This is a genomic window from Rhizobium sp. 9140, assembly GCF_900067135.1.
GTDB lineage: Bacteria > Pseudomonadota > Alphaproteobacteria > Rhizobiales > Rhizobiaceae > Ferranicluibacter.
This window is the reverse complement of sequence record NZ_FJUR01000002.1, coordinates 254,843-281,562: the sequence shown is the minus strand read 5'-3', so window position 1 is coordinate 281,562 and position 26,720 is coordinate 254,843. Positions and strand designations below refer to the sequence as shown.

The following is a 26,720-nucleotide window of genomic DNA, read 5'->3' as shown; positions in this document are numbered from 1 at the left end:
TCCCGGCGCGGCACCGGCTTATCCCCCGACCCGGTGGGCCGGGGCTGAAGCGCACTCTTCACCCAACAGGGACCGGTCGAAACCATGGCTCACGCGAAAACAGGCGGCGCGCGAACACGCGGGCTGAAGCGCTATTACGACGTCAACGGCTGGCTGTTCATCGCGCCCGCCATCGGCCTGATCGGCCTGTTCCTCATCTACCCCATCTTCCGCTCGCTCTATCTCTCGTTCTTCTCGGGCCGGGGAATGATGATGAAGTTCGCGGGCTTTGGAAACATCACGCGGCTGAGTGGCGATCCGGTGTTCCTGAAGGCGCTGACCAACACGACGATCTTCTTCGTCGTGCAGGTGCCGATCATGATCGTGCTCGCGCTGATGCTCGCCTCGCTTTTGAACACCGACCGACTGAAGTTCGCGGGCGTCTTCCGCACGGCCATTTTCTTGCCCTGCGTCGCATCGCTGGTTGCCTATTCCATCCTGTTCAAGAGCATGTTTTCGATCGATGGCGTCATCAACCAGGCGCTTCTCGCGGTCGGCATCATCGGCAAGCCTATCGGCTGGCTGACGGAGCCCTTCTGGGCGAAGGTACTCGTCATCCTCGCCATCACCTGGCGGTGGACCGGTTACAACATGATCTTCTACCTTGCCGCCCTGCAGAACATCGACCGCTCGATCTACGAGGCCGCCCGGATCGACGGCGTGCCGGCCTGGGCGCGGTTCGTGCACCTGACCATTCCCATGCTGAAACCGGTGATCCTGTTCACCACCATCATTTCCACCATCGGCACGATCCAGCTCTTCGACGAGGTTTATAACCTGACCGAAGGCAAGGGCGGGCCGGCAGATGCGACGATCACCCTGTCGCTCTACATCTACAATCTCACCTTCCGCTACATGCCGAGCTTCGGCTATGCCGCGACGATCTCCTATGTGATCGTCGTCATGGTGGCGGTGCTGTCCTTCCTGCAATTCTATGCCGCAAGGGAGCGCTCATGACTGCCATCCCCGTCTCCCGTGCCCTGCCACGTGCCGCGACCTATGTCGCCCTGTCGGTCGCAGCCTTCGTCTCGGTCTTCCCCTTCCTCTGGATGGTGATTTCCTCCACCAACACTTCGATCGACATCATCAAGGGCAAGGCGACGTTCGGCCGCGCTTTTTCCAACAATGTCGCGAACTTCTTCGCGCAGGTCGATGTGCCGCTCGTGTTCTGGAGTTCGGCCAAGGTGGCGATCCTCGCCACGCTGCTGACGATCGCGGTGTCGTCCCTTGCCGGATACGGCTTCGAGATGTTCCGCTCGAAGATGCGCGACCGTCTCTATTCGCTGGTGCTGTTGACGCTGATGGTGCCGTTTGCGGCCCTGATGATCCCGCTGTTCATGATGATGGGCAAGGCGGGGCTGATCAACACGCACATCGCGATCCTGCTGCCGACGGTCGCCTCCGCTTTCATCATCTTCTACTTCCGTCAGGCGACGAAGGCCTTTCCGACCGAACTCAGGGACGCCGCCAAGGTCGATGGTCTGAAGGAATGGCAGATCTTCCTCTACATTTACGTTCCCGTGATGCGGTCCACCTATGCCGCCGCCTTCGTCATCGTCTTCATGATGAACTGGAACAATTATCTGTGGCCGCTGATCGTTCTCCAGTCGAACGATACGAAGACGATCACCCTCGTCGTCTCGTCGCTGGCCTCGGCCTATTACCCCGATTTCGGCGTGGTCATGATCGGCACGATCCTCGCCACGCTTCCAACCCTTCTCGTCTTCTTCGTCATGCAGCGCCAGTTCGTGGCCGGCATGCTCGGTTCTGTGAAATAGGATGTCGACAATGCGTATGTATGAAAGCTTCAACGGCAACTGGATCTTCAGCGAGGGGTTCGACGCCGCCAAAGCCGGCCAGCCCCTCCGCGGCGAGACGGTGCGCCTGCCGCATACCGCCGTGGAACTGCCCTACAACTACTTCGACGAGACGAGCTACCAGAAGGCCTTCACCTACCAGAAGGTCATTGCGTGGGATAAAGGCTTCGAAGGCCGCGAAGTGTCTCTCGTTTTCGATGGCGCGATGGCCGATAGCGAGGTCTATCTGAACGGCGAGAAGATCGCCTCCCACCGCGACGGCTATACGCCGTTCGAAGCCCGGCTGACCGACGGGCTGAAGCCGGGCGACAACCTCGTCACCGTCAAGATCGACGGTTCCGAGAACCCGGACATTCCTCCTTTTGGCGGTATGATCGACTACCTCTGCTATGCCGGCATCTATCGCGATGTCTGGCTCAAGGTCGCAAGCCCGATCTCGATCCGCAACATGAAGATCGAAACACCCGAGGCGCTCTCGGCGAGCACGGTCACGGTTCGCGTCGATCTTGCCAATCCACGGAGCCTGCCCACAACAGGCACCATCCGCGTCTCCATCGCCGACAAGGCAGGTGCTGTGGTCGGCAAGGCCACGGCGGATGTCGCGGGAGAGAGCACGACGCTCACGATCGCCGGGCTCACAGGCCTCGCCCTCTGGGATATCGACAATCCCGTGCTCTACACACTGACAGCGGAACTGGAGACTGCCGCCGGGGCCGATGCTCTGTCGTCCCGCTTCGGCTTCCGCACCGCGGAGTTCACGCCGGACGGGTTCCGGCTCAATGGCAAGCCGCTGAAGCTGCGCGGGCTTAACCGGCATCAGGCCTGGCCCTATTCCGGCTATGCCATGGGCCGACGGGCGCAGGAAAAGGATGCGGACATCCTGAAATTCGACCTTCGCTGCAACATCGTACGCACCTCGCACTATCCGCAGGCGAAGAGCTTCATCGAGCGTTGCGACGATATCGGCCTTCTTGTGTTCGAGGAAATTCCCGGCTGGCAGCATATCGGCGGCGAGGCCTGGAAGAGGGAGTCCGTCGAGAACGTTCGCCGGATGATCGAGCGCGACTGGAACCATCCCTCCATCATCATCTGGGGCGTTCGCATCAACGAGAGCCAGGACGACCACGATTTCTACGCCGAGACCAACCGGCTGGCGCGCGAACTCGACACCACCCGCCAGACCGGCGGCGTGCGGTTCATCACCAATTCGGAATTGCTGGAAGACGTCTACACCATGAACGACTTCATCCTCGGTCAGGAGGAGATGCCGGGCAACAATCGTGGCCGCGTGGTGCTGCGCGACCGGGTGGAAACGACGGGCATCACCAGGCCTATCCCCTATATGATCACCGAATATAACGGCCACATGTATCCGACCAAGCGCTTCGACCAGGAGCAGCGGCAGGCCGAGCACGTCACGCGCCACCTGCTCATCCTCGATGCGGTCGCCGGTCGTGACGATATCTCGGGGTCCACGGGCTGGTGCATGTTCGACTACAACACCCACAAGGATTTCGGCTCCGGCGACCGCGTCTGCTATCACGGGGTACTCGACATCTTCCGCGAGCCGAAGCTTGCGGCCTATGCCTATTCGTCCCAAGGCGATCCGGAAGGCGGCGTGGTGTTGCAGCCGGTAACCTACTGGGCGCGCGGTGAGCGCAATATCGGCGGCGTCCTGCCGCTGATCATCCTGACGAACTGCGACTATCTCGAGATCACATTCGGCGACTTCGAGCCGAAGCGCATCGAGCCCGACCGCGAAACCTATCCGCACCTTGCACATCCCCCCGTCATTCTCGACATGCGCAACGTCACGCCGTCCGAATTCGGCACCTGGGGCCGCATCTGGCGGGATGGCGTTATCACCGGTTATGTCGGCGGCAAGGCTGTGAAGACCGTGGTTCTGCCCGCCGATCCGCTGCCGACGACGCTGGAGATTGCGCCCGACGACACGGCGCTGCGGGCCGGCGAGAAGGATGCCGTCCGCGTCATCGCCCGCGTGCGCGATCAGGGCGGCAATATCCTGCCCTTCTTCGAGGAGCCGATCCGCTTTGCTGTGGACGGCCCCGGCCGCATCATCGGCCCGTCATTGCAGAGCTTCAAGGGCGGCGTGACCGGCTTCTGGCTGGAGGCGGGCGACGAGGCCGGCACGATCACGCTTTCGGCGGAGTGCGGCCTGTTCGCAGGCCAGACCGTCACCTTCACCGTCAGCGCATAGGAGCCGGCATGGCCGACGTCACCCTCAAGGACATCCGCAAGACATTCGGCGCGCTCGACGTCATCAAGGGCGTCGATCTCGACATCAAATCAGGCGAGTTCGTCGTCTTCGTCGGACCGTCGGGTTGTGGCAAGTCCACGCTGCTGCGCATGATTGCGGGCCTCGAAGACATTACCTCGGGCATGCTGGAGATCGGCGGGCAGGTGATGAACGACGTCGATCCCTCGAAACGCGGGATCGCCATGGTCTTCCAGTCCTATGCGCTCTACCCGCATATGACGGTGCGGGAGAACATGGGTTTCGCACTGCGTTTCGCGGGCCAGGACAAGGCGGAGATCGCCCGCCGGGTCGATGCGGCCGCAAAGATCCTCGAGCTCGGACCCTTGATGGACCGCAAGCCGAAGGCGCTCTCGGGCGGGCAGCGCCAGCGCGTCGCCATCGGCCGCGCCATCGTGCGCGAGCCCGACGTGTTCCTGTTCGACGAGCCGCTGTCGAACCTCGATGCGGAGCTTCGCGTCCACATGCGGGTGGAGATCGCCCGCCTGCACAAGGAACTCAACGCCACCATCGTCTACGTCACGCACGATCAGGTGGAGGCCATGACGCTCGCCGACAAGATCGTGGTGCTGCGCGCCGGCATTGTCGAGCAGGTCGGAGCGCCGCTCGATCTCTATGACGATCCCGCCAACCTCTTCGTCGCCGGCTTCATCGGCTCGCCGCGCATGAACGTCTTTGCCGGCCGGGTGATCGGCGCCAGCGGCACCTCGGCCCTCGTCACGCTCGACGGCTTTGCCAACAAGGAGATCGCCGTACCCCTGCAAGGTGCCGTGCCCTCCGCCGGCACGCCGATCCGCCTCGGCATCCGGCCGGAGCATTTCACCGATGCAGGCGAAGACAGCCTGTCGATCACCATCGATATGTTCGAGCATCTGGGCGGCGAAACCTTCGCCTATGGCCGCTCGACCTCCGGCGAAACCATCGTTGTCACCACCCGCAACGGCCGCGGCCTTTCGGCCGGCCACGTGCTGAAGGCGGGCTTCGACCCGACACGGGCGCTGCTGTTTGCGGAAGACGGCAAGCGGATTCGATAGCGATCACGGACGTCGAATGTCGAGGCGCCGGAACCCTTGCAAGGTTCCGGCGCTTTTTCTTTGGGCCAGAGGCGGTTGTCAGCGGCCTCTCCATGAAATCAACGGACCGGATGGGCAAGGCGTGCCATCCGGTCCGTCAGCGCGGCGGCGACGGTGTCGTCTCGACCCGGGAGGAGGTCGCGCGCTATCTCTATCCGGTCAGGCGGCGCGGACCTTCTTTTCGATGCGCGCCCACTGCGGAATCCACTCGTTGTGCGCGATCAGCAGATCGTCCACCAAAGACCAGATCTGATCGAGATCGAGCTCGGCTGCGGTATGCGGATCCATCATGGCGGCGTGGTAGAGATGCTCGCGGTTCTCCGTCATCAGGGCCTGAACGGTGAGTTCCTGAACGTTGATGTTCGTGCGCATCAGGGCCGTCAGCTGCGGTGGCAATGCGCCGACGAAGGTCGGCTGGATACCGCTTTCGTCGACGAGGCACGGCACTTCGGCAGCGCAATTGTCCGGAAGCGAAGTGATGCAGCCATTGTTGCGCTGGTTGCCGTAGATGACCGAGGGTTCGCCGGTCCAGACCGAGTTGACGATCGAGGAGGCGTACTCCTTCGATTTCTTCACCTCGATCTTTTCGGCGGACATATAGGCCGCTGCCTGTCCCTTCCAGCGTTCGATCTGCTCGACGCAACGCTTGGGATATTCGTCGAGTGGGATTCCGAATTTCTCGATCAGGTCTTCGCGGCCCTCCTTGATGAAGTAGGGGGTGTATTCGGCAAAGTGTTCCGAGCTTTCGGTGACGAAGTAGCCGAGACGCGTCAGCATTTCGTAGCGCACCTTGTTCGGGCAACGCGGGTTCCAGGTCGCCTTCGGCGCGCGGCCTTCGCGGTAGCCGCGCAGGAGATCCGGGTAGAGATCCCTGTACGATCCGTCGGGCTGGCGATGCTCGAATTTCAGGTAGAAGGCCATGTGGTTGATGCCGGCCGACTTGTAGCGGATTTCCTCGTAGGGGATATCGAGATCCTCGGCGAGTTCCATCGCGGTTCCCTGCACGGAGTGGCAGAGACCGACCTGCTTGATCTTGGGGTACTTCTCGGCGATCGCCCAGGTGTTGATGGCCATCGGGTTGACATATTGCAGCAGGATCGCCTCCGGGCAGACCTGCATCATATCCTCGCAGATCGACCAGAGATGCGGCACGGTGCGTAAGCCCCGCATGATGCCGCCGACGCCGAGCGTATCGGCAATCGTCTGGCGCAGGCCGTATTTTTTCGGTACCTCGAAGTCGGTGACCGTGCAGGGCTCGAAGCCGCCGATCTGGAAGGCGACGACGACGAAGTTCGCGCCATCGAGCGCTCGCTTCTGGCTGGAATGCATCTCGATGGTGGCCTTTGCACCAAGGGACGAGATGAGCTTGCGGACGATGACTTCGCTTTCTGCCAAGCGCTCCGCATTGATATCCATCAGCGCGATCTTGGCACCGGAGAGGGCCGGGCGCTGGAGGATGTCGCCGATGATGTTCTTCATGAACGTGGTCGATCCCGCGCCGATGAAAGTGATCTTGGGTTGTCTGGTCATTGGGGGCCTCTTTCTGCTCAGGCTGCAACGTTGAAGGCGGCTCGGACAAGCCGCTCGGTGTAGTCGGTCTTGGGGTTGGACAGGACGTCGGCGACGGGACCTTCCTCGACAATCTTCCCCCGCTGCATCACCGCAACGCGGTGGCAGAGCGCGCGCACCACCTTGAGGTCGTGGGAGATGAAGAGATAGGAGAGGCCCCGCTCTTCCTGCAGCTTGCGCAGCAGATCGATGATCTGGGCCTGCACCGAAAGATCGAGCGCCGAGGTCGGTTCGTCGAGAAGGATGAATTCCGGCTCCAGCGCGATGGCACGGGCAATTGCGATGCGCTGCCTCTGGCCGCCGGAGAATTCATGCGGGAAACGGCTGAGGATATTTCCGGGCATACCGGCGCTTGCCAGGGCGTCGTAAATCCGCCCCAGCCGCTCCTCGCGCGTCGCACCGAGGCGGTTGACGATCAGCCCTTCCTCGATGATCTGCCCGACCGACATGCGCGGGTTGAGCGAGGAGAATGGGTCCTGAAAGACGATCTGCATGCGGGCGCGCAGCGGGCGCATCTCGGTCCGGCCGTAGGACTGGATCGCCTCTCCGTCGAATGTGATTTCGCCACTTTCCGGGTTCAACAGCCGGATAAGCGCCTGTCCGAACGTCGTCTTGCCGGAGCCGCTTTCGCCGACGATGCCGAGTGTCTCGCCGCGCTTCAGCGTGAGGCTCAGATCGTTGACGGCAAGAAGCTCGCTGAAGACGGGTTTGAAGAAGCCTCCCGATTTCAGCGTGAAGGCGACGCGGACATTGCGACCTTCGAGGATCACCGGCGCCGTATCCGCGATCGGCTTCACTGTGCCGCGTGGCTCGGATGCCAGAAGCTTCGCGGTGTAGGGATGGCGCGGATTGGAAAACAGCGCCTCGGTGGTGTTGTGCTCGCGGACCTGGCCAGTGCTCATCACGTAGACGTAGTCCGAAAACTGCCGCACGACGGTGAGGTCGTGGGTGATCAGGATCACGGCCATGTTCATCTCGCGTTGCAGCGAGCGGATGAGGTTGAGGATCTGCGCCTGCACCGTCACGTCCAGCGCCGTCGTCGGCTCGTCGGCGATCAGCACGTCCGGCTTGTTGGAAAGCGCCATGGCGATCATGACGCGCTGGCGCTGGCCGCCCGAAAGCTGGTGCGGATACTGGTTAAGGCGCGCCTCCGGCTCGGGGATCTGGACGTGGCGCAGAAGATCGAGCGCTTCCGCCATGGCCGCCTTCCGGCTCATGCGGCGGTGGACGAGAATGGCTTCGGCGATCTGCGCGCCGATCGTATAGACCGGATTGAGCGAGCTCATCGGCTCCTGGAAGATCATCGAGATCCGGTCGCCGCGCAGCTTTCGCCGCCGGTTTTCCGAGAACTTGAGCACGTCCTCGCCCTTGTAGGCGATGGTCGAGCGGGGGCTGGTCACGGCGCGTTTGGAGAGCAGCCCCATGATGGTGCGGGCGGTCACGGATTTGCCAGACCCGCTCTCCCCGACGATGGCGATCGTTTCGCCGCGGTAAAGCTGGAAGGACACGTCCTTCACGGCGCTGACCATGCCGTGCTCAACCTTGAAATCGACCGCCACGTTGCGGGCGTCGATGATCGGCGCGTCGGTGTGCTGCGCAAGGTCGCAGCGCTCGTCCGGGGCCGTGACGGAGACGTCTGATGTCGTCATGGGCTCGCTCCTCTCAATAGGGGTCGATGGCATCGCGCAGTCCATCGCCGAGCGCGTTGAACGCGAAGACGGTGATCAGAACGATGCCGACGGGCGACAGGATCCAGGGATAGGATCCGATGACGGAATAGGTGGAGGTATCCTGAAGCATCAGTCCCCAGGAGATCAGCGGCGGCTTGACCGCGAAGCCGAGGAACCCGAGGAAGGATTCGAGGAGCACCACACTGGGGATCGCCAGCGTCACCGCGACGATCACGTGGCTCATGACGTTCGGGAAGATGTGCTGGAGGATGATGCGCCGGTCGCTGGCACCCACCGCGATGGCGGCACGGACATAGTCGATCCGGGCGAGTGCCAGCGTCTTGCCGCGCACCTCCCGCGACATCTGCGCCCAGCCGAGCGCCGACATGACGCCGACTACGAAGACGAGGAACACATGCGTGGGTGCGGTGACCGGGATCAGCGAGGTCAGCGCGAGGTAGAGCGGCAGCTGCGGAAAGGCGAGGACGAGTTCCACGAAGCGCTGCGTCCAGGCATCGAAGCGGCCGCCGAAATAGCCAGAGACCATGCCGACCGTGGTGCCGACGACGGTGACGATGAACACCACCGTCAGCGCGATCGACAGCGAGATGCGCGAGCCGTAGAGCATGCGGGAGAGAACGTCCCGCCCGAATTTGTCGGTTCCGAGGAAATGGATGGGCGAACCGTCCTGCGTGCCGATCAGGTGACGATCCAGCGGAATGACGCCGAGCAGCCGATAGGGCGCGCCCTTGACGAAGAGCCCGATGACCTGCGGATTGTCGTAATCGGGGCCGATGATGGGCTGGAACGTGACGGGATCGAGCTCGTCGGTTTCCCGCACCGGGTAAACCCGTGGAGGGAAGACGAAGTTGCCGTTCTTGTCGGTGAAGCTCGGCAGTTGCGGCGGCGAGAAGCCTACATTCGTCGCCTTGGGATCGACCGGCGACAGGAAATCCGCAAAAACGGCCGAGAAAAGAAGCAGGCAGACGAGGATCAGCCCGAGCATGCCGCTCCAGGATTTCCTCAGCCGCCGCCAGACGAGCGACATATAGCTCTCGTTGCGATGACGCTCGCCCGCCTGAGGTGCGGCCTCGTGCTGCTCTGTGTTGGAGGTTGCAATCGGCAGTGTGGCCTGTGTTTCAAAGCTCATGCGGTGGCCCCTCCCATCTGGCGGACGCGGGGGTCGATGGCTGCGAGCAGCATATCGGCGATGATGTTGCCGACGATCAGGGTCGCCGAGAGCACCAGCATGAAGGTGGCGGTGACATAGACGTCACCCACGGCCATGGAGCCGACGATGGCGGGGCCAACGGTCGGCAGGGCGAAGATGATGGCCGTCTCGATCTCCCCGGTCAGCATGTAGGGGAGGACGACGCCCTGGTACATCACCAGCGGATGCAGCGCATTGGGCACCGCATGGCGCATGATCACTTTGCGTTCCGACAGACCCTTGGCGCGGGCGGTTTCGACATATTGCGCGTTCAACGTGTCGAGCAGATTGCCGCGCATGACGCGCATATTATAGGCGAGGCCTCCGAAGGTCGCGATGGCGATGACGGGCCAGACATGCTTCAGAAGGTCTACGAACTTGTCCCAGGACCACGGTGCTCCGCCGTAGCGGGCCGACTGGAACGAGCCGATCTCGCTGACATTGAAATGAAACACCATGATGTAGACGATGATCAGCGCCATCAGGAAGCGCGGCACCGTCATGCCAAGGAACGAGATTCCCGAAAGCAGCGTATCCACCCAGGTATATTGTCGCGTGGCCGCGAGAATGCCGAAGGTGATGCCGATGACGGAGGCAAGGATGTGGCAGACGAGGGCCAGCGCCAGCGTGCGCGGCAGGCGTTCGCCGACCACTTCCGAGACCGGCTTGTTGTAGAACAGGCTGTGGCCGAAATCGCCGCGCGTGACAATGCCCGTGATCCAGTTGACGTATTGGACGGGCAGCGGCTTATCGAGGCCGTTTGCAATCTTGTAGGCCTGCGCCTGTGCATCAGCTTCTTCGAAGGAGGCGCCGCCCTGGTTGATCGCCTGCGAGCGGATATAGTCGCTATAGTCGCCAGGTGGCGCCTGGATGATGGTGAAGGTGACGACGCTCAGGACGAAGAGCACCGGCAGCGCGGAGGCGATCCGCACAAGCAAAAACCTGAGCATGTCGTATCCTTTAGGAAACGGGCCGCCGGACGCGACGCTGCCATGCGCCCGTGCGGTCATTTTTCTCTGCCGCCGGAATGCCCGGCGGCGGTGATGTCAACGGGCTGGGCTCCGATCAGTTGATCGGACCGGCGTCTCCAGGCTTGCCGGGCAGCTGCTGCTTGAACAGCTCGTAATCGCCCTGCTTATCGGCGCTGACGAAGACCCGTTCGCGCAGGATCGTGTCCTCGGCCCAGTTGAACATGTAGATCGGTGCGCCCGGGGGAATGTTGGAGAAGCGCTTGTTGATGATGAGCGCGCCCGGATACTCCGTCAGGCCGACCGTATCGACGTTCTCGGTCGCGATCTTCTGATACCTCTTCATCAGATCCTGCCGTTCGGCATTGTCGTTGGACGCGATGAAGCTGTTGACGGTCGCCACCATTTCCTTCTCGAACGGCATCAGGTCCATCGTGCCGTCAGGACCGGCGCGGTGGTGCCAGCTGGTGCGCGGTCCGGTCGGGGCCAGCTGCGGCGTGTTCTGCACGACGGAGGAAATCTCCGAATTATGCCGCAGCAGGGTCCAGTCGAACCGCCCGGCATCACGCGCCGCATCGCGTTTCACGCCGTCGAGCGAGTTGAGCGTCACTTTGATGCCCAGCTGCTCCATCTGCCCGATCACGCCTTCGGCCAGATTGCGATCCGTGCCGTAGTCGGAGGTCGAGAGAAGCACGATCTGCACGTCGTTGCCGCCGGCCGTTCCCGCTGGGAAATTAACGAAGCCGTTGCCGTCCGTGTCCTTCAGGCCGATCTTCTCCAGGAGCGCCTTGGCGCCCTCTAGATCGAACGGATAGTAGACGGTCGACTGGCGGTCGTAGAAGCTCGTGCCGGAGGAGATGCCGCCCGGATAGATCGAGGTGAATGGCCCCTTCACGAGGCTGTCGCCGATCTTCTTGCGATCGACCGCCATGGTGATCGCCTTGCGGAAATCGGGATTGCGGTTGAGCTCGCGCACCGCCTGGGTCCGCTCGTCCGGGTCGCCCCAGCCATTAGCCGAGAAGTTCATGTGCAGGTTATAGCCGATGAGGCGCGCGCCGAAGGCGAGACGGGCAGGGGCGCTTTCCTGCGCTGCACGCTTCAGGCTCTCGACGAAGTTCTCCGGCTGCTCGAGGTTGGAGAAATCGCCGGAGCCGGCAATCGCCTGGACGTCCCGGTCGGCCCAGGTCGAGAGCTTGTAGTGCAGCTCGTTGACATAAGGCAGCTGGTGGCCGGCTTCGTCCACCTTCCAGTAATAGGGATTGCGACGCAGCACGATCATGTCGTCCGGCCTGTAGGACACGGGGACCCAGGCACCCATGACCGGGATGTTCATGTACTGGGCGGGAAAGCCGTTCTTGTACTGGTCGTAGGTGAAGTCCTTGTTGTACTTCGGATGCTTGGTTTTCAGGATATGGGCAGGGCCGGGGCAGAAGGTGCCATAGGCCATGGCGAACAGATGCTGGCGCGGGAAGGCGTCCTTGAACGTCCACTCCACGGTAAAGGCATCGATGGCTTTCAATGTCGTACCCTCGCCGAACGTCTCGGGCGAAGCACCGTTGAGCGGGGTCACGTTGGGATCGACCACATTGTCGTTCCAATAAAACATGAGGTCGTCGGAGGTGAATTCGACGCCGTCGGACCATTTCGCACCCTCGACCAGATGCATGGTCAGCTTGTGGCCGTCCTGCGACCACTCCCAGCTTCGCGCGAGGTTCGGCAGCGGCTCGACGTCGGTCGCTTCGACCTGAAACAGCGGTGCGGTGCGCGTCAGGCACTCCGACATGGCAATGTCGATGCCGCCCCAGCCCTGTGTCTGGCCCGCCGAATAGTTCCAGCCTTCCGGCCGGCCGCCGATGACGTGGCGCAGCGTATCGCCATAGACGCCGATGCCGTCCGGCATATTGCCGGTCTTATAGACCAGCGGCTCCTTCGGCAGGCGCTGTTCGACCGGCGGCAGCTTGCCGGTCGCAACGAACTTTTCCGTCACCCAGTCCGGCTCGCTGTACTTCGGCAGCGCCTTGAACTCGAGGATCGAGTCGCGCGGCACATAGGTGATCTTGCCTTGCCCGGGAAAGGGCGGTGCTTCCGGCGCGACGGTCGGCTCGGAGGCCGAGGCGGTCATTGCGAAGGCGGATACGCCGAGCATCAGCGCGGCGACGGCCCTCAAATAGCGGTTCGATGTCATGGTTTTGTCTCTCCCTCAATCTCTGCCGGTCCGGTTTCCCCGGCTGCGGCACTCCTCCGGAACAAGCCGGTCCGCCTCTCCTCCAGAAGCGGGCCGTCTCATGGCTCAAGCCGTTCTCAGCTCGCGGCCCGCAATTCGGCCTTCTCGGCCCTCAACTCCTCGATGGAGCGGACCTCACGGCGGGCGACGCCCTTCCAGTCGCGGGTCTTCACCGTAGCATGCTTGAGGCGTTCGCGAGCTTCCGGAACGGCGTGCGCATATTGCGGCAGCCATTCGGCCTGGGCGACGACCATCTCGTCCACCATCTGCCAGACCTCGTCCGGCGTGCAGATCGCGCCGACCAGCGGATCGTGCAGCACGGCGAGTTTCAGGAGATCGATATCCCCGGAGACGGCGGCATGGACGGACATACGCTGAACGTTGATCGAGGCGATGCAGGTTGCCGCGCAGGCTTCCGGAAGCGTGATGCCGGCAACCATATTGATGCCGAAGCGATCGACGAAGCCGGGCGATTCGATGATGGCATCGGCCGGAAGATTGGTGATGACGCCATTGTTCTTGACGTTGAAGTGGCCGCGATAGACCCGCCCCGTTTCCAGCGCCTCGAGAATGTGGCTCGCATGCTCGTTGGATCGCTTGCCCGGATCGAGCGGCTTGCCGGCACTTTCCAGGAATTGCGGAAATTCGGTTTCGAACCAGTTGCGTGTTTCCGTGGAGTAGCGGAGATAGCCGCCAGTCTCGCCGTGGATCCAGTCCGACATGTCGATCCAGCGGGTGATTTCTTCCGGCCGCTTGCGATACCAGGGCAGGTATTCCGACAGATGGCCGTTGCTCTCGGTGGAGTAGACGCCGAAGCGCTTGAGGACGTCGATGCGCAGCTTTTCCTGCTGCGAGAAGATCGGATGCGCTTCGAAGGCGGCGACCAATTCGTCCTTGCCGATCTTGCGGCCCTTCAGGCGAACATCCGTGAACCAGGTCTGGTGGTTGATGCCCGAGCAGATGAAGTCGAGTTCGCCGTCCTTGGCGCCGAGGATCTCGGCGATCTGCTCGCCGCCATGCTGGACGCCGTGGCAGAGACCGATCGTGTCAACCTTGCCGTATTCGATCGCCGCCCAGGTGTTCATGGCCATGGGGTTGGCGTAATTCAGGAACTTCGCGCCGGGCTCGGCAAGCTCGCGGATGTCCTTGCAGAAGTCGAGGATGACGGGAATGTTGCGCTGGCCGTAGAGGATGCCACCGGCGCAGATCGTATCGCCGACGCACTGGTCGACGCCGTATTTCAGGGGAATGCGGATATCGTCGGCATAAGCGCCGAGCCCGCCGACGCGGACGCAGCTAATCACATAGCGCGCACCTTCGATGGCTTTGCGGCGATCCGTCGTCGCCGTTACCTTTGTCGGCAGGCGGTTGGCTTCAACGATGCGGTCGAGGATCGTCTTGATCATCGAAAGATTCTGCTCGCTGATGTCGGTCAGCGCGACCTCGATCTCGGCGAATTCTGGTACGGACAGGATGTCCGTGAAGAGCTTCTTGGTGAAGCCGACGCTGCCTGCGCCGATGATGGCGATCTTGAAGCTACTCATGGCGGTCTCTATCCTCCGAATGGGTCTTGTCGTTCAGCCGGGTAAAATCGCGCGGTGCAAGCCAAGCGTAAAGCCGTTCAGGCCTCCCGTTCGGCTGTCATTTGGCGCTCTGTACTCTCCCGGTATTGCTCCCTTGGGCGGCATTATGCGTATAATATCGAAGCGTGATAGAGAGGGATTGTGCTTTCATGGGTAATTCTATGCTGCAAAGATTGATGGCCAGCGGACCTTGCATGAGGACCGTTTCCCTGCCACGCGGGCGGCATCGGCTGCACACCATGCCGACGAGCACCGGTTACGAGATCCGCGAAAAACCCAACTACGACTGGGACGGGCGCAAACGCGGACAGACGCCGTTCACGGTTTTGCAACACACGATTTCCGGCGCCGGCAACCTGCGTTATGACGGGCGAGCCTACCGCGTGATACCGGGCGAAACCCTGCTGGTCACCGTGCCGGACAATCATCGCTATTGGCTGGAACCTGGTGGGCGGTGGGAGTTCTTCTGGATTTCCATGAATGGCGAAGAGGCGATGCGCCTGCACCAGGCCATCCTCTCGGCCAATGGGCCGATCCTCTTGCTCCAGCCGGAAACGATCGAGCATCTCGCCGATTGCAGCTACCGGCTGATCCATGACGGCGGGGAAATGCCAGGGCGGGCCTCGGCCATCGCCTATGAGGCAGCGATGGCGCTTTACGACGATGTCTTCGGGGCGCATCCGGTGTTCGGGCAGGAATATCGCACGATGCAGCATGTCCTGAACCATATCGCCGACAATCTGGAGAAGCCGTTGCCTGTGGAGGAACTCGCGCGCGTGTCCGGGCTCAGCCGCGCGCATTTCTCCCGCGTCTTCAGCGCCACCGAGGGCATGCCACCGGCGGAGTTCGTGATGCGCAAGCGACTGCAACGCGCTGCCAAGCTGTTGACGCAGGCGGCCAACCTTTCGGTCAAAGAGATCTCGCTGATGTCGGGCTTCGATGAGCCCAATTATTTCGCCAAGGTCTTCCGCCGGCATTTCGGTGCAAGCCCGACGGAATTTCGCACGACAGGCATGTATGCGAGCATTGCTGAGCCGCCGGGCGTGTCGGAGAAGGGCGCCTGACCGACCAGGGAGAACGCCGAGATCATACAAGTCTTATAAATTTCCTAACTCGGCAAATCTGAGGCATGCGGCTCTTGCATACGTCACCTGAGGCTTTCGCGCTGGTCGATGTTGCGGTGCACGCGTATAAAGATTCCAACACAGCGGAAGAGACGAAACAAGGGTTTCGCCAACGCTGGAGACCTTGGAAAGGGGATTATCATGAACGTAGCACGCTCCTTCAATAACTGGCGCAAGTATCGTCAGACGGTGACCGAGCTCGGCCGCATGTCGACGCGCGAACTCAACGACCTCGGCATCTCCCGCTCCGAGATCACAAGCGTCGCTCGCGCTGCGATCCGCTAAGTCCTTGATCAGTGTTTCCGCTTAAGCGGAAGCTGCACCGATCATCTTGTTTCACGCCCGCGATTGCCGCGGGCGTTTTGCGTTTTGCGCCGTTGTTAAGGGCTCGAAATGAGCTCCGGCCTTACGCATTGTGTGGAGCGATCTGCGCGACGATGAGGTTCGACAATGCATCGACCAGCGCTGCGTCGGCACCACGTCTCTGCACCAGCACGAATTCCACATCCGCAAGCGGCGGAAGACGATCTGCCGAGACCTCCCGCAGGCCGCTTGGCGCCATGCTGCGCGGCTGGACCAGAAATCCCATGCCGGCACGTGCCGCTGCGGTCAGCCCGCTCAGACTGCCGCAAGTGCAGACAATCCGCCACGGTACGCGTGCCGAGTCAAGCGCCTCCTGCGCGATGCGCCGCGTGATCGAGGGTGGGGGGAAGGCGATGAGAGGCAAGGCGTTTCCGCGCGACAGCAAGAGATCGGGGTCCTGTGCAAGCCAGACGAGAGGCTCGCGATAGAGCAGCCGCCCATGCGTTTCGCCGATGTGACGCTTGGCGAGCACCAGATCGAGATCGCCGGCATCCTGCATCTGGTTGAGCACGGCACTGAGGGCAACTGTCATTTCGAGATCCACCAGCGGATAGAGGCGGATGAAGTCCGCAAGGATCGCCGTCAGGCGGCTGGCCACAACATCCTCCGACACGCCCAGCCGCAATCGCCCGCGCAACCGGTTCTCACCGAAGAGTGCCGCGACTTTACCATTCAGATCGAGCATGCCGCGGGCGTGGCCAAGGAGCGCTTCTCCCTCCGCCGTCAGCCGTACCTGATGCGTATCGCGGAACACCAGTTGTCGCCCAAGCGTCTTTTCCAGCCTCTGGATATGCTGCGTGACCGTGGACTGACCGATTCCGAGACGGAGAGCCGTTTCCGTGAAGCTACCGGTTTGCTCGAGCATGACGAAACTGGCGAGATGGGTGAGGTTCAACACGGTTATCGGACTTTATAATGACTGTTAGTGTTTGCATCTTGAAACATGATAAGCGATGACGCGACGCAACTTCAAGGCAAGACCTGTCCCCAGAGCCATCAAGGGATCATCACCATGCGCCGCTACCTGCCCGATACCTTCACCGTCCTCCTCGTCTGCACCGTCATCCTCGCGTCGCTCCTGCCGATCCATGGCCGATATGCGGATGTCTTCGATATCGCGACGGACATTGCGATCGGGCTTCTGTTCTTCCTCCATGGCGCACGCCTGTCGCGTGATACCGTGGTGGCGGGGGCACTGCACTGGCGGCTGCACCTCACGATCCTCTTCACGACATTCTGCATCTTTCCGCTTCTGGGCCTCGCCATCGGCCTCATCCCGTCGTCGGTTCTCGCCGCCCCGCTCTATACCGGCATCCTCTTTCTCTGTGTCCTGCCCTCAACGGTTCAGTCATCGATCGCGTTTACATCGATGGCCGGCGGCAATGTGCCCGCAGCGATCGTGGCAGCCTCCGGGTCCAACATTTTCGGCATGTTCCTGACGCCACTGCTCACGGGCCTCGTCCTGTCCACCACGGGTGGCGGTGGGTTTTCCTGGGATGCGTTGCAGAGCATTCTCCTGCAGCTGATGCTGCCCTTCGTCGTCGGGCAGATCCTGCAACCGTGGATCGGGAACTGGATCCGTTCGCGCAAGAAACTCCTGATGCCCGTCGATCGCGGCTCCATCCTGATGGTCGTCTATCTCGCATTCTCGGAGGCCGTCATGGAAGGGCTGTGGCACACGTTCTCGGTGGGCGATATCGCCGCCGTCATCGTCGTCGATATGGTCCTTCTCGCCACTGTTCTCTGCATCACCATGTTCGGCAGCCGCCTTCTCGGCTTCTCCAAGGAAGACGAGATCACCATCACCTTCTGCGGATCGAAGAAGTCGCTCGCCAGCGGCGTGCCTATGGCCAATGCCATCTTCGGCAACGCCTCGTCCTCCGTCGGCGCCATCGTGCTGCCGCTGATGCTGTTCCATCAGATCCAGCTCATGGCCTGCGCCGTGATCGCTCAGAGATATGCAGCGCGATTAAAGGATAAGGCGGAGGTAAAGCCGCTCGCCGCCTGAGGTGGTTTTGAGAAGGTTATCTGTAAGCGACGATTCAGGATGAGGCGAAATATCTGTTCGCATCTGCGAATGGTGACGCGCATGTAAACCATCGTTTAAAATTCACGCCCTAAGGTGCCGCTATCCGTTGTTGCGTATGGCTTGAGGCATCTTGTGAAACACATTCCGATCATTGGCAAATTTTTGAGCCTGATGGGCGTCTTCGCGCTCTTCTCCCTCGGTGTTGCGTTCTACTCAGGCGATCGGATCATGAAAACCGATGACGCCTACTCCGCGCTGCTGACCCAGCAGTCAAAGGCCGCCACGGAGCTCGCTCTTGCCAACCAGGCCTTCCAGGCCGCGCGGGCCGCGGCCGGCACGTTGATGATCGTCACCACCGAGGCGGCGAAATCAGCGGCAACGGCCGAGCTTCAGGCCTCCAAGACCCAGTTTGCCACGGAAATGGACGCGGCACTGGCTGCGACACCCGAGAACGCAAGAATTACCGAACTGAAGACCAAGGGTCTGTCGATCCTCAACGAGGCCTGCGGCAATGCCTTTACGCGCGCGTCGAGCGCACGGGGTTCGCAGGAGCGCCTGAGCGCACAGGGCGCCTTCCTGCGGGAATGCGAGATGCAGTTCGCGCCCATGAGCCAGGCCATGGCCGAGGAAACCAACGAGCTTCTCGCCATCGCCAAGACGGGAGGCGACGTGCTGACGACCGGATCGATCCACACCTACTGGGTGACGATTGCCATGGTTGTCGTGGGAACGCTGGTCGTCATCCTCGCCGCGTTCTTTGCCATCCGCGCCTGGCTCGTCCAGCCAATCGATGCGCTGGGTAGCGTCATGCGGCGGCTGGCAACAGGCGAACTCGACGCCGATGTCGTCGGCACCGATCGCCGCGACGAAGTGGGTGGCATGGCGCGCGCCGTGGAAGTGTTCAAGGAAAACGGCCTTAAGGCGCGTGCGCTGGAAACGGAAGCCGTGCAGCAGCGGTCGCTGAGCGAAAGCGAGCGGCGCCGTCAGGCCGAACTGGAGCACGAGCGTGCCGAAGCGATGGCGCAGGCGACCAGCGGGCTCGCCAAGGGTCTGACGCATCTGGCCTCCGGCGACCTAAGCTTCCAGCTCACCGAGCGTTTTGCCGACGACTTCGAGACGTTGCGCACGGACTTCAACCGGGCCGTCGAGCAGCTTCGTGACACACTGAGCGCGGTTGCAGACGCCACGGGCTCGATCGACAGCGGCTCGCGCGAGATCAGCCAGAGTGCCGACGACCTGTCGCGCCGGACCGAACAGCAGGCAGCCTCGCTTGAGGAAACCGCAGCGGCTCTCGATGAAATCACCGCCAACGTCGCCAGTTCCTCCAAGCGCGCGGAAGAAGCCCGCTCGGTTGCCGTTCAGGCCAATGACAGCGCCCGTCAGTCCGGCGCCGTCGTCAACAGTGCGGTCGATGCGATGAGCAAGATCGAGCAGTCCTCCAACCAGATCTCCTCGATCATCGGCGTCATCGACGAAATCGCCTTCCAGACGAACCTGCTGGCCCTGAACGCCGGTGTGGAAGCCGCTCGTGCCGGCGAAGCCGGCAAGGGTTTCGCCGTGGTCGCGCAGGAAGTGCGGGAACTCGCTCAACGCTCGGCCAAGGCTGCTAAGGAAATCAAGGACCTGATCCGGAATTCCTCAGGCGAAGTGCAAAGCGGTGTCCAACTCGTCAGCCAGACGGGCGAAGCGTTGAAGACGATCGAGACCTACATCGTCACGATCAACCAGCACATGGATGCGATCGCCACGTCGTCACGCGAGCAGTCGGTCGGCCTTGCCGAAGTCAACACGGCCGTCAACCAGATGGATCAGGTGACGCAGCAGAATGCGGCGTTGGTGGAAGAGGCCAATGCGGCCGGTGCCACGCTCGCCACCGAAGCTGCACGGCTGAAGGATCTGGTCGCGCGCTTCCAGTTCGGCGGCGCATCCGCATCCTATGCGTCGGCAACGCCGTCGCAGCAGGTACCCCGTGTCAAGACACCGAGCCGGCCCGCGCTCGCGACAGCCACACGCGCCGTTCCCGTCGCTTCTCCGGCCCGCAAGATGGCGAACACGCTCGCACGTGCGTTCTCTGGCGGTTCCGCCAGTGCCGCACCGGCCGCAGCCGCAGCACAGGACAATTGGGAAGAGTTTTGATCGGCACGCGTGTCCTGCCCCACATCATCAAGAGAGGCCCTCGATGAAAACCGGGGGCCTTTTCTATGAAGAGGCCTCCATCGGCTTCATGCCGAGAACAAGGGTCGGCCAGAATTCGGATATGGTGGGATGGATCGGTACGGCCCAGCGGAGGTCGTCGTAGCGCGCGCCGACATTCATCATGTCGAGCACGCCATGAATGGCCTCGTCGCCACCCGTGCCGAGAACGGCAGCGCCCAGGATTTCGCGCGTGTCCGCATCGGCAATGATCTTCATCAGCCCCTGCGTCTCCCCTTTCTCGACGGCCCGTCCAACGCGCGCCATCGGCAGACGTCCGACGAGGATCCGCCTGCCGGAGGCGCGGGCCTCCCGTTCGCTCATTCCGACACGGCCGAGTGGCGGGTCGATGTAAAGCGCGTAACCGGGCAGGCGGTCGGAAACCCGGTGGGTCTCGCCATCCAGCAGGTTCGCCGCGATGATTTCAAAATCATTGTACGCCGTATGGGTGAAGGCGCCGCGGCCGTTGCAGTCGCCCATTGCCCAGATGCCGGGCGCGCTGGTGGCGAGCGCATCATCAACGATGATGTAGCCGCGTTCATCCAGAGCAACACCGGCGACGTCGAGCCCGAGATCATCCGTGTTGGGTTTGCGCCCCGTGGCGAGCAGAATGTCGGAGCCGCGAATGTCGGGCTCGCCCTTCATGCAACTCACACCGACGATGACGTCTTCGCCGTCGCGGGAAAAGCGGATGCACTCTGCCGCGGTTCGAACCACAATGCCTTCGTGCTCCAGCACTGTCTGGATTGCGTCCGATATCTCCTCGTCCTCCCGCGCAACCAGTCGAGGCCCCTTTTCGACAATGGTCACATCGGCTCCAAACCGACGGTACATCTGGGCGAACTCCAGACCAATATAGCTGCCACCGACGATAATGAGGTGTTTAGGCACACGCTCCAGCATGACGATGTCGCTGTTGGTCATGGAGGGAACATCGTGGATTCCGGGAAAATCCGGGATGGAGGCCCGGCCGCCGACATTGATGAAAATCTGCGGCGCGGACAGGCGCTCGTCGCCGACACGTAACGTCGTGCGATCCTCGAACCGCGCATGGCCACGGATCAGCGTGCCGTTTTCAAGCCCCTCCAGCCAGCGCTCGTTGCTGTGGCGGCTGTCGAGCGTGATCTTGTGCGACCGGCGGAACACGGAGGGCATATCGATCGTCACATCACCGCCAATGACAACCCCGAAATCCGCAGCGCGCCGGGCGATATGGGCGGCGTGCGCACTGGCGACGAGCGCCTTGGTCGGCTTGCACCCGGTGTTGATGCAGGTTCCGCCGACATGCTTGCGCTCGATAATGGCGACGGAGCGCCCTGCGCCGGACAGGCGAGCGGCGAGCGACGGGCCGGCCTGACCGGCGCCGATGATGATCGCGTCGAACGTCCTCATGCGGGGATCGGCATGGACGCCGAGACGGGCAGGGCGCTCATGATGAGAAACGCCCCGATGATGGCGATGGCATCCTCAATAAAGGCTGCCGGCGGATCGCGGCCGAAGCTTGCGGCGAGACGGCCCCGGAGAGCGGCCCCACCAAGGGTGCCGGCGATGGCGCCGAGGAGACCGGCAATGAGGCAGACCAGCCATCCGCCGGAGGGCGTTCCTATGACCGCACCGCAGAGCGCGCCGATCACGACGCGGGTGGCGAACTGTACCGGCACCTTACGGCTTGGCGTTGTCGGCAACTGGTCGGTGACGTATTCGCCGAGTGCAAGGACGGTGAGGATTCCGGCCGTCCAGATCGAGCTCATGAAAGACGCCCACGAGCCGGAAAGATCGATCCATCCGAGCGTAGCGGCCCAGGCAATGGCTGCCGGCGCGGTCATGGCGCGCAGACCGGCGATGACGCCGATCAGGAATGCGAGAAACAAGAGCATGAAACCTCCGAGGCCGGATCGGCATTCTCAATGCAATCACAGACTGACATTGTGAACAAGGGCGATGCGTGGCGACGCTGCCGACCGATGAAGCGACATAGCTATCGTGTCCTTCGATTTCTGCATAGCTGCACTGCAACATTGCCTCTCGTAAGAGCAGCCATCTCGGCGTAAATATTATTCCAACGAAGCGATGCACCTCCTCCCGCGTCCCTTCGTAGTTCGAACGCTCCCCTCCTCCTCCCAGGATCGTTCGACGGAATGGCGACATCCTCCTCCCAGTCGCCGTTCGGTTCTTATCGAAAAGCCTGCCGCACCTCCTCCCGCGGCAGGCTTTTTCGTTTTGAGCCTATCGCTCGCTTGCTGCTTCCCGGGCGCTGAGAGACTTACAGACCGAGATCGAGCTGCGATGCCTCGCTCGCTTCAGCACTTGCGCCCGCCGTCGTTAGCGATGACAGCGTTACGCCGAGAAGCCGCACAGGCCGGCGAAAGGGATGGACCGTCGCCAGCAACTGGTCGGCGACTTCAAGAACATCTTCGATACGGGCAAAGTTCGCCGCGAGCGTTCGCGCGCGCGTCGCCTGCGTGAAGTCTGCATATTTGATCTTCACCGTCACCGTCTTGCCGGCGATGTCGTGCGCCTCGCAGTACCGCCAGACCTTTTCCGCCAACGGGCGCAGTTCGGCCTCGGCGAGAGCGAGGTCGGATATGTCCTCGCTAAAGGTGTCCTCGGCGCCAACCGACTTGCGGATCCGGTCCGGGCGCACGCGCCGCTCGTCGATCCCCCGCGCGATCCCGTGGAAATAGGCGCCGGATTTGCCAAAATGCTGCTGGAGATAGGCGAGTGGCTTCATCTTGAGGTCGAGACCCGTCTCGATGCCGTGCTTCTTCATCCGCTCGGCCGTCGCCGGGCCGACGCCATGAAACTTCTTCACCGGGAGAGCCTCCACGAAGGCGGGGCCGTTCTTCGGCGTGATCACGAACTGACCGTTTGGCTTGCGCTGGTCGGACGCCATCTTGGCAAGAAATTTGTTGTAACTGATACCTGCCGAAGCCGTGAGACCGGTTGCCGCAAAGATCCGGGCACGGATCTCGGCGGCGATTTCGGTTGCGATCTCCATGCCCTTCAGGTTTTCCGTGACGTCAAGATAGGCCTCGTCCAGCGACAGCGGCTCGATCAGAGGTGTGTAGTCCGCAAAGATTTCCCGGATCTGCTGCGACACGGCGCGGTAGACCTCGAAGCGCGGTTTGACGAAGATCAAGTCCGGGCATTTGCGCTTGGCGGTGACGGACGCCATGGCGGAATGCACACCGAACACCCGCGCCTCATAGCTCGCTGCCGCCACGACGCCGCGTGCGGCCGATCCGCCGACGGCGACCGGCTTGCCGAGAAGCTCCGGGTTGTCCCGCTGCTCGACCGAGGCATAGAAGGCGTCCATATCGACATGGATGATCTTGCGCACCGGCGCATCCCGTCGCTCGACGCTTTCCCCCGGTGCAGCATCGGGGACAGGCGCGGCCAGCGCTTCCGCCAAATCCTGAGCCTCGCGGGCCGCCGCTCTTGCTGCCGTTTCCGCCCTATCGGAAGCGCCCGTCTGCACGGCCTAGCTCCACATGCCGCGCATGCGGGCGGCAACGTCGATGCGGATTTCCCGCGCGCTGCGTTCCGAGGCGGAGGCTGATATCAACGGCCAGGTCGTGCTTTCGAAGAACTGCAGCAGCGTTGCGGGAATGAAGCGGGTGCGCGCGGCATAGACATGCCGATCGCCTTGCGGGTTCTGCCCGTGGGTGAAAAAGCGTTGCGGCGTGATCAGCGACAGACTGTCTTTCGCGCGCGTCATGCCGACATAGAGAAGGCGGCGCTCCTCCTCGATTTCCTCCGTCGTTCCGGTTCCCAAATCGGACGGGATGCAGCCATCGACGACGTTCAGCATAAAGACGGATCGCCATTCCTGCCCCTTGGCGGAATGGATGGTCGAGAGGATGAGATAATCCTCGTCCAGCAGCGGTACGCCGGGCTGGTCGCTCGTGGCATCCGGCGGATCGAGCGTCAGTTCGGTTAGGAAGCGCTCGCGCGAGGCATAGCCGGTGGCGATCTGCTCCAGTTGGAGGAGGTCCGCCTTGCGCGTTTCCGCGTCCTCGTGGATGCGGTCGAGATGCGGCTCGTACCACATCCGTGCGAGACCGATCTCTGCCGGCCAGCCCGGGCCAGACTTTCTCAGGCTTTCCAGCATGGTGATGAAGCGGCTCCAGTCGTCGCCGGCGCGGGGCGGGGCGGGGATCTCGGCCAGGGTTGCGAGCGGCTCGGGATCGGCCGTAATCGCATCGAGAATTTTGCCCGCCGTTTGCGGGCCGACGCCCGGCAGCATCTGCAGCAGCCGGAAGCCTGCCACCCGGTCGCGCGGGTTCTGCGCGAACCGCAGCACGGCCAGCATGTCCTTCACATGCGCGCTGTCGAGAAATTTCAGGCCACCGAACTTCACGAAGGGAATGTTGCGCCGCGTCAGTTCGACTTCGAGCGGCCCGCTGTGATTGGAGGAGCGGAATAACACGGCCTGCTGCTTGAGCGTCATGCCGGTCTCGCGGTTGGCCAAAACCTGCTCGACGATGTAGGCGGCCTGATCCGTCTCGTCCTTCACCGTCACCAGCTTCGGTCGCTCTGCCGACTGGCGCTCCGTCCAAAGGTTCTTGGTGAACCGCTCCCGCGCGAGATCGATGACGCCATTGGCGGCAGCGAGAATGGTCTGGGTCGAACGGTAATTGCGGTCGAGCGTGATCACATCCGCCGCCGGGCTGAAGGAGCCGGGGAAATCCAGAATGTTACGAACGGTGGCGGCGCGAAAGGCGTAGATCGACTGTGCATCGTCGCCCACCACGGTCAGGCCGCGACCACCGGGCTTCAGCGCCATCAGCACCGAGGCCTGGAGCCGGTTCGTATCCTGATACTCGTCCACCATGACATGGTCGAAACGATTCCCGATATCCTGTGCGAGGCCGGGATCGGACACCATCTGCGCCCAATAGAGCAGGAGATCGTCGTAATCGAGCACGTTCTGGGCCTGCTTGGCGGCGACATAGGCGGCAAACAGGGTCTTCAGCTGTGCTTCCCACCCGGCGACCCAGGGAAAATGCAGGCGCAGCACGTCGGTCAGCGGCGTTTGCGAATTCACCACTCGGGAATAGATGGACAGGCAGGTGCCCTTGGTCGGAAACCGGCTTTCCATCTTGGAGAAGCCGAGTTCGTGACGCACGAGGTTCATGAGGTCGGCACTATCTTCACGGTCGTGAATCGTGAAATCGATGTCGAGGCCGATCTGCTCGGCGTACATCCGCAGCAGGCGGGCGCCGATGCCATGAAACGTGCCGGACCAGGCAAGGGCATCGGTCAGAACGCCCGCGTTAGCACCAAGAACCTTCCGGCAGATCCGCTCGACCCGCCGCGCCATCTCGGACGCGGCGCGGCGCGAAAAGGTCAGCAGAAGGATACGGCGGGGATCGGCACCGTGAACGATGAGATGGGCGACGCGGTGCGCGAGCGTATTGGTCTTGCCCGATCCGGCGCCGGCGATGATCAACAGCGGACCTGCGACGGTGTCGGATATTGTCCCGTTGGAGACGATGCCGTGCTCGACGGCCTGGCGTTGCCGCTCGTTCAACGTCTCCAGATAGGCTGCCGCCGCCATGTCGTCTTCCCCGTCCTGCCTGCATGTTCCGGAGCCAGACGCAGAATCGCCGCACCGAGGACTTGGGAACAAATAACGAACATATCAGCCGGGGAAAAGCTTGAACAGGGCCGTCGCGATTGCGTCAGGCTTATCTGCTCAAGGTCAGAGCTGGTTGACGCTCTTCTCGACAGCTCCAATGCGAAGACGCTGCCTGCGACGGTCGCGAGCCAGACAGGATCGCAGGGCATCAACGGGTGGTCGAAAGTTGCCATCATGCCTTTGGTGCTGGCCGGAATCCTTCTGGAGCGTTACATCGTCAAGGGCCTTACGGTCGGAGCCGTGAGGTGGGCATTCAGAGATCGCGGCGGAAGCCGCGACGAAGACGTAATGGGAGGTTTTCTTGCTGAAGAATATTCATCCGGCGCTTGGCGCCGACGTGCTGCACGCACTCCGCTCCATGGGGCATGGCGATACGCTCGTCATATCGGACACCAATTTTCCCACAGATAGCGTCGGGCGACAGACGGTCATCGGGCGGCCGCTGACGATGGCCAATCTGAGTGCACCGCAGGCGATCGCCACGATCCTCTCGGTGCTGCCGCTGGATACACCACTGCAGAACTCGGCGGGCCGCATGGAAGTCATGGGCGCACCGGACGAGGTGCCGGATGTGCAACGCGAGGTTCAGGCGGAGATCGACCACGCCGAGGGGAAGCCTTGCCCCATGTACGGGATCGAGCGCTTCGCCTTCTACGATCTGGCAAAGAAGGCCTATTGCGTCATCTCGACGGGGGAAACGCGGTTCTACGGCTGCTTCCTGTTCACCAAGGGTGTCATTCCCCCGGCCGGTGCGTAAATCGCTCTCCTTTCGGATCGCAATGACGCTGGCAGGCAGGCAACAGCATGGCCGCCCGGATATTGCTGAGACCGTCCTCGGCAATATCCGGAAGCTCGACGCGATTGCCGTCGCAGCTACCGGCGGGGCCATCGCTGATGGGTGACACAACCGTCAGTCTACGGCAGACATCCTTGGGTCGTGAG

General features: G+C 62.3%; 20 protein-coding genes and 1 pseudogene. 10 read left to right on the top strand and 11 right to left on the bottom strand.

Annotation, left to right across the window (positions count from 1 at the left end; all coding sequences use genetic code 11):
* Positions 1–84 precede the first annotated feature (84 nt).
* From GA0004734_RS18705 to ugpC, 4 genes are read left to right on the top strand one after another with little or no spacing between them, the layout of a single operon-like run.
* Positions 85–996, top strand: a complete 912-nt coding sequence (locus tag GA0004734_RS18705) for a carbohydrate ABC transporter permease (RefSeq protein WP_092936851.1) — start codon at positions 85–87, stop codon at positions 994–996.
* A complete protein-coding gene (locus GA0004734_RS18700; protein ID WP_092936849.1) occupies positions 993–1,817 on the top strand; it encodes a carbohydrate ABC transporter permease in 825 nt (274 codons plus the stop codon). Before GA0004734_RS18705 ends, GA0004734_RS18700 begins: the two co-directional genes overlap by 4 nt.
* Positions 1,818–1,827: 10 nt before the next feature.
* A complete protein-coding gene (locus GA0004734_RS18695; RefSeq protein WP_092938163.1) occupies positions 1,828–4,074 on the top strand; it encodes a glycoside hydrolase family 2 protein in 2,247 nt (748 codons plus the stop codon).
* An 8-nt stretch (positions 4,075–4,082) separates the two neighbouring features.
* Positions 4,083–5,165: an ABC transporter ATP-binding protein gene (ugpC, locus tag GA0004734_RS18690; protein WP_092936847.1), complete on the top strand. Its 1,083-nt coding sequence runs from the start codon at positions 4,083–4,085 to the stop codon at positions 5,163–5,165.
* 198 nt (positions 5,166–5,363) lie between these two features.
* On the opposite strand, the gene GA0004734_RS18685 is transcribed toward ugpC, so the two are convergent.
* From GA0004734_RS18685 to GA0004734_RS18660, 6 genes are all read right to left on the bottom strand, one after another.
* Entirely contained in the window at positions 5,364–6,734 is a 1,371-nt protein-coding gene (locus GA0004734_RS18685; RefSeq protein ID WP_092936845.1) for an alpha-glucosidase/alpha-galactosidase, read from the bottom strand.
* Positions 6,735–6,751: 17 nt separating this feature from the next.
* A complete protein-coding gene (locus GA0004734_RS18680) occupies positions 6,752–8,422 on the bottom strand; it encodes an ABC transporter ATP-binding protein (protein ID WP_092936843.1) in 1,671 nt (556 codons plus the stop codon).
* 13 nt (positions 8,423–8,435) lie between these two features.
* A complete protein-coding gene (locus GA0004734_RS18675) occupies positions 8,436–9,563 on the bottom strand; it encodes an ABC transporter permease (protein ID WP_348626113.1) in 1,128 nt (375 codons plus the stop codon).
* A 26-nt stretch (positions 9,564–9,589) separates the two neighbouring features.
* A complete protein-coding gene (locus GA0004734_RS18670) occupies positions 9,590–10,603 on the bottom strand; it encodes an ABC transporter permease (RefSeq protein ID WP_092936839.1) in 1,014 nt (337 codons plus the stop codon).
* 115 nt (positions 10,604–10,718) lie between these two features.
* Entirely contained in the window at positions 10,719–12,806 is a 2,088-nt protein-coding gene (locus GA0004734_RS18665; RefSeq protein WP_092936837.1) for an ABC transporter substrate-binding protein, read from the bottom strand.
* 116 nt (positions 12,807–12,922) lie between these two features.
* Positions 12,923–14,389 carry an alpha-glucosidase/alpha-galactosidase gene (locus tag GA0004734_RS18660; protein WP_092936835.1) on the bottom strand — a complete coding sequence of 489 codons (1,467 nt, stop codon included), beginning with the start codon at positions 14,387–14,389 and terminating at the stop codon, positions 12,923–12,925.
* Between the two features lie 188 nt (positions 14,390–14,577).
* Between GA0004734_RS18660 and GA0004734_RS18655 the strand changes: the two genes are divergently transcribed.
* Positions 14,578–15,492, top strand: coding sequence for an AraC family transcriptional regulator (locus tag GA0004734_RS18655; RefSeq protein WP_092936833.1), 915 nt, complete (start codon positions 14,578–14,580; stop codon positions 15,490–15,492).
* A 201-nt stretch (positions 15,493–15,693) separates the two neighbouring features.
* A complete protein-coding gene (locus tag GA0004734_RS18650) occupies positions 15,694–15,837 on the top strand; it encodes a DUF1127 domain-containing protein (RefSeq protein WP_082475727.1) in 144 nt (47 codons plus the stop codon).
* A gap of 121 nt (positions 15,838–15,958) precedes the next feature.
* On the opposite strand, the gene GA0004734_RS18645 is transcribed toward GA0004734_RS18650, so the two are convergent.
* Entirely contained in the window at positions 15,959–16,813 is an 855-nt protein-coding gene (locus GA0004734_RS18645; protein ID WP_092936831.1) for a LysR substrate-binding domain-containing protein, read from the bottom strand.
* Between the two features lie 114 nt (positions 16,814–16,927).
* On the opposite strand from GA0004734_RS18645, the gene GA0004734_RS18640 reads away from it, so the two are divergent.
* Both GA0004734_RS18640 and GA0004734_RS18635 read left to right on the top strand, forming a co-directional pair.
* Positions 16,928–17,923, top strand: a complete 996-nt coding sequence (locus GA0004734_RS18640) for a bile acid:sodium symporter family protein (protein ID WP_092938161.1) — start codon at positions 16,928–16,930, stop codon at positions 17,921–17,923.
* A 249-nt stretch (positions 17,924–18,172) separates the two neighbouring features.
* Positions 18,173–20,080 (top strand): methyl-accepting chemotaxis protein, encoded by a 1,908-nt coding sequence (locus GA0004734_RS18635; RefSeq protein ID WP_245292542.1) that lies wholly within the window; start codon positions 18,173–18,175, stop codon positions 20,078–20,080.
* Between the two features lie 63 nt (positions 20,081–20,143).
* On the opposite strand, the gene GA0004734_RS18630 is transcribed toward GA0004734_RS18635, so the two are convergent.
* The 4 genes from GA0004734_RS18630 to GA0004734_RS18615 all read right to left on the bottom strand — a co-directional run bounded on the left by GA0004734_RS18630 (position 20,144) and on the right by GA0004734_RS18615 (position 25,697).
* Positions 20,144–21,529, bottom strand: coding sequence for an FAD-containing oxidoreductase (locus tag GA0004734_RS18630; protein ID WP_092936827.1), 1,386 nt, complete (start codon positions 21,527–21,529; stop codon positions 20,144–20,146).
* Positions 21,526–22,014, bottom strand: a complete 489-nt coding sequence (locus tag GA0004734_RS18625; protein WP_092936825.1) for a DUF4126 family protein — start codon at positions 22,012–22,014, stop codon at positions 21,526–21,528. The genes GA0004734_RS18630 and GA0004734_RS18625 overlap by 4 nt, the downstream gene beginning before the upstream one ends.
* Positions 22,015–22,400: 386 nt before the next feature.
* Complete coding sequence (gene dinB / locus GA0004734_RS18620; RefSeq protein ID WP_280949524.1) at positions 22,401–23,537, bottom strand: DNA polymerase IV; 1,137 nt, start codon at positions 23,535–23,537, stop codon at positions 22,401–22,403.
* An 81-nt stretch (positions 23,538–23,618) separates the two neighbouring features.
* Positions 23,619–25,697: an ATP-dependent helicase gene (locus GA0004734_RS18615; protein WP_092936823.1), complete on the bottom strand. Its 2,079-nt coding sequence runs from the start codon at positions 25,695–25,697 to the stop codon at positions 23,619–23,621.
* Between the two features lie 159 nt (positions 25,698–25,856).
* On the opposite strand from GA0004734_RS18615, the pseudogene GA0004734_RS26470 reads away from it, so the two are divergent.
* A pseudogene (locus GA0004734_RS26470) lies at positions 25,857–26,024 on the top strand (carbohydrate ABC transporter permease); the annotation flags it as partial.
* Positions 26,025–26,079: 55 nt separating this feature from the next.
* Positions 26,080–26,535, top strand: a complete 456-nt coding sequence (locus GA0004734_RS18605) for an RbsD/FucU family protein (protein ID WP_092936821.1) — start codon at positions 26,080–26,082, stop codon at positions 26,533–26,535.
* The last annotated feature ends 185 nt before the right edge of the window (positions 26,536–26,720 follow it).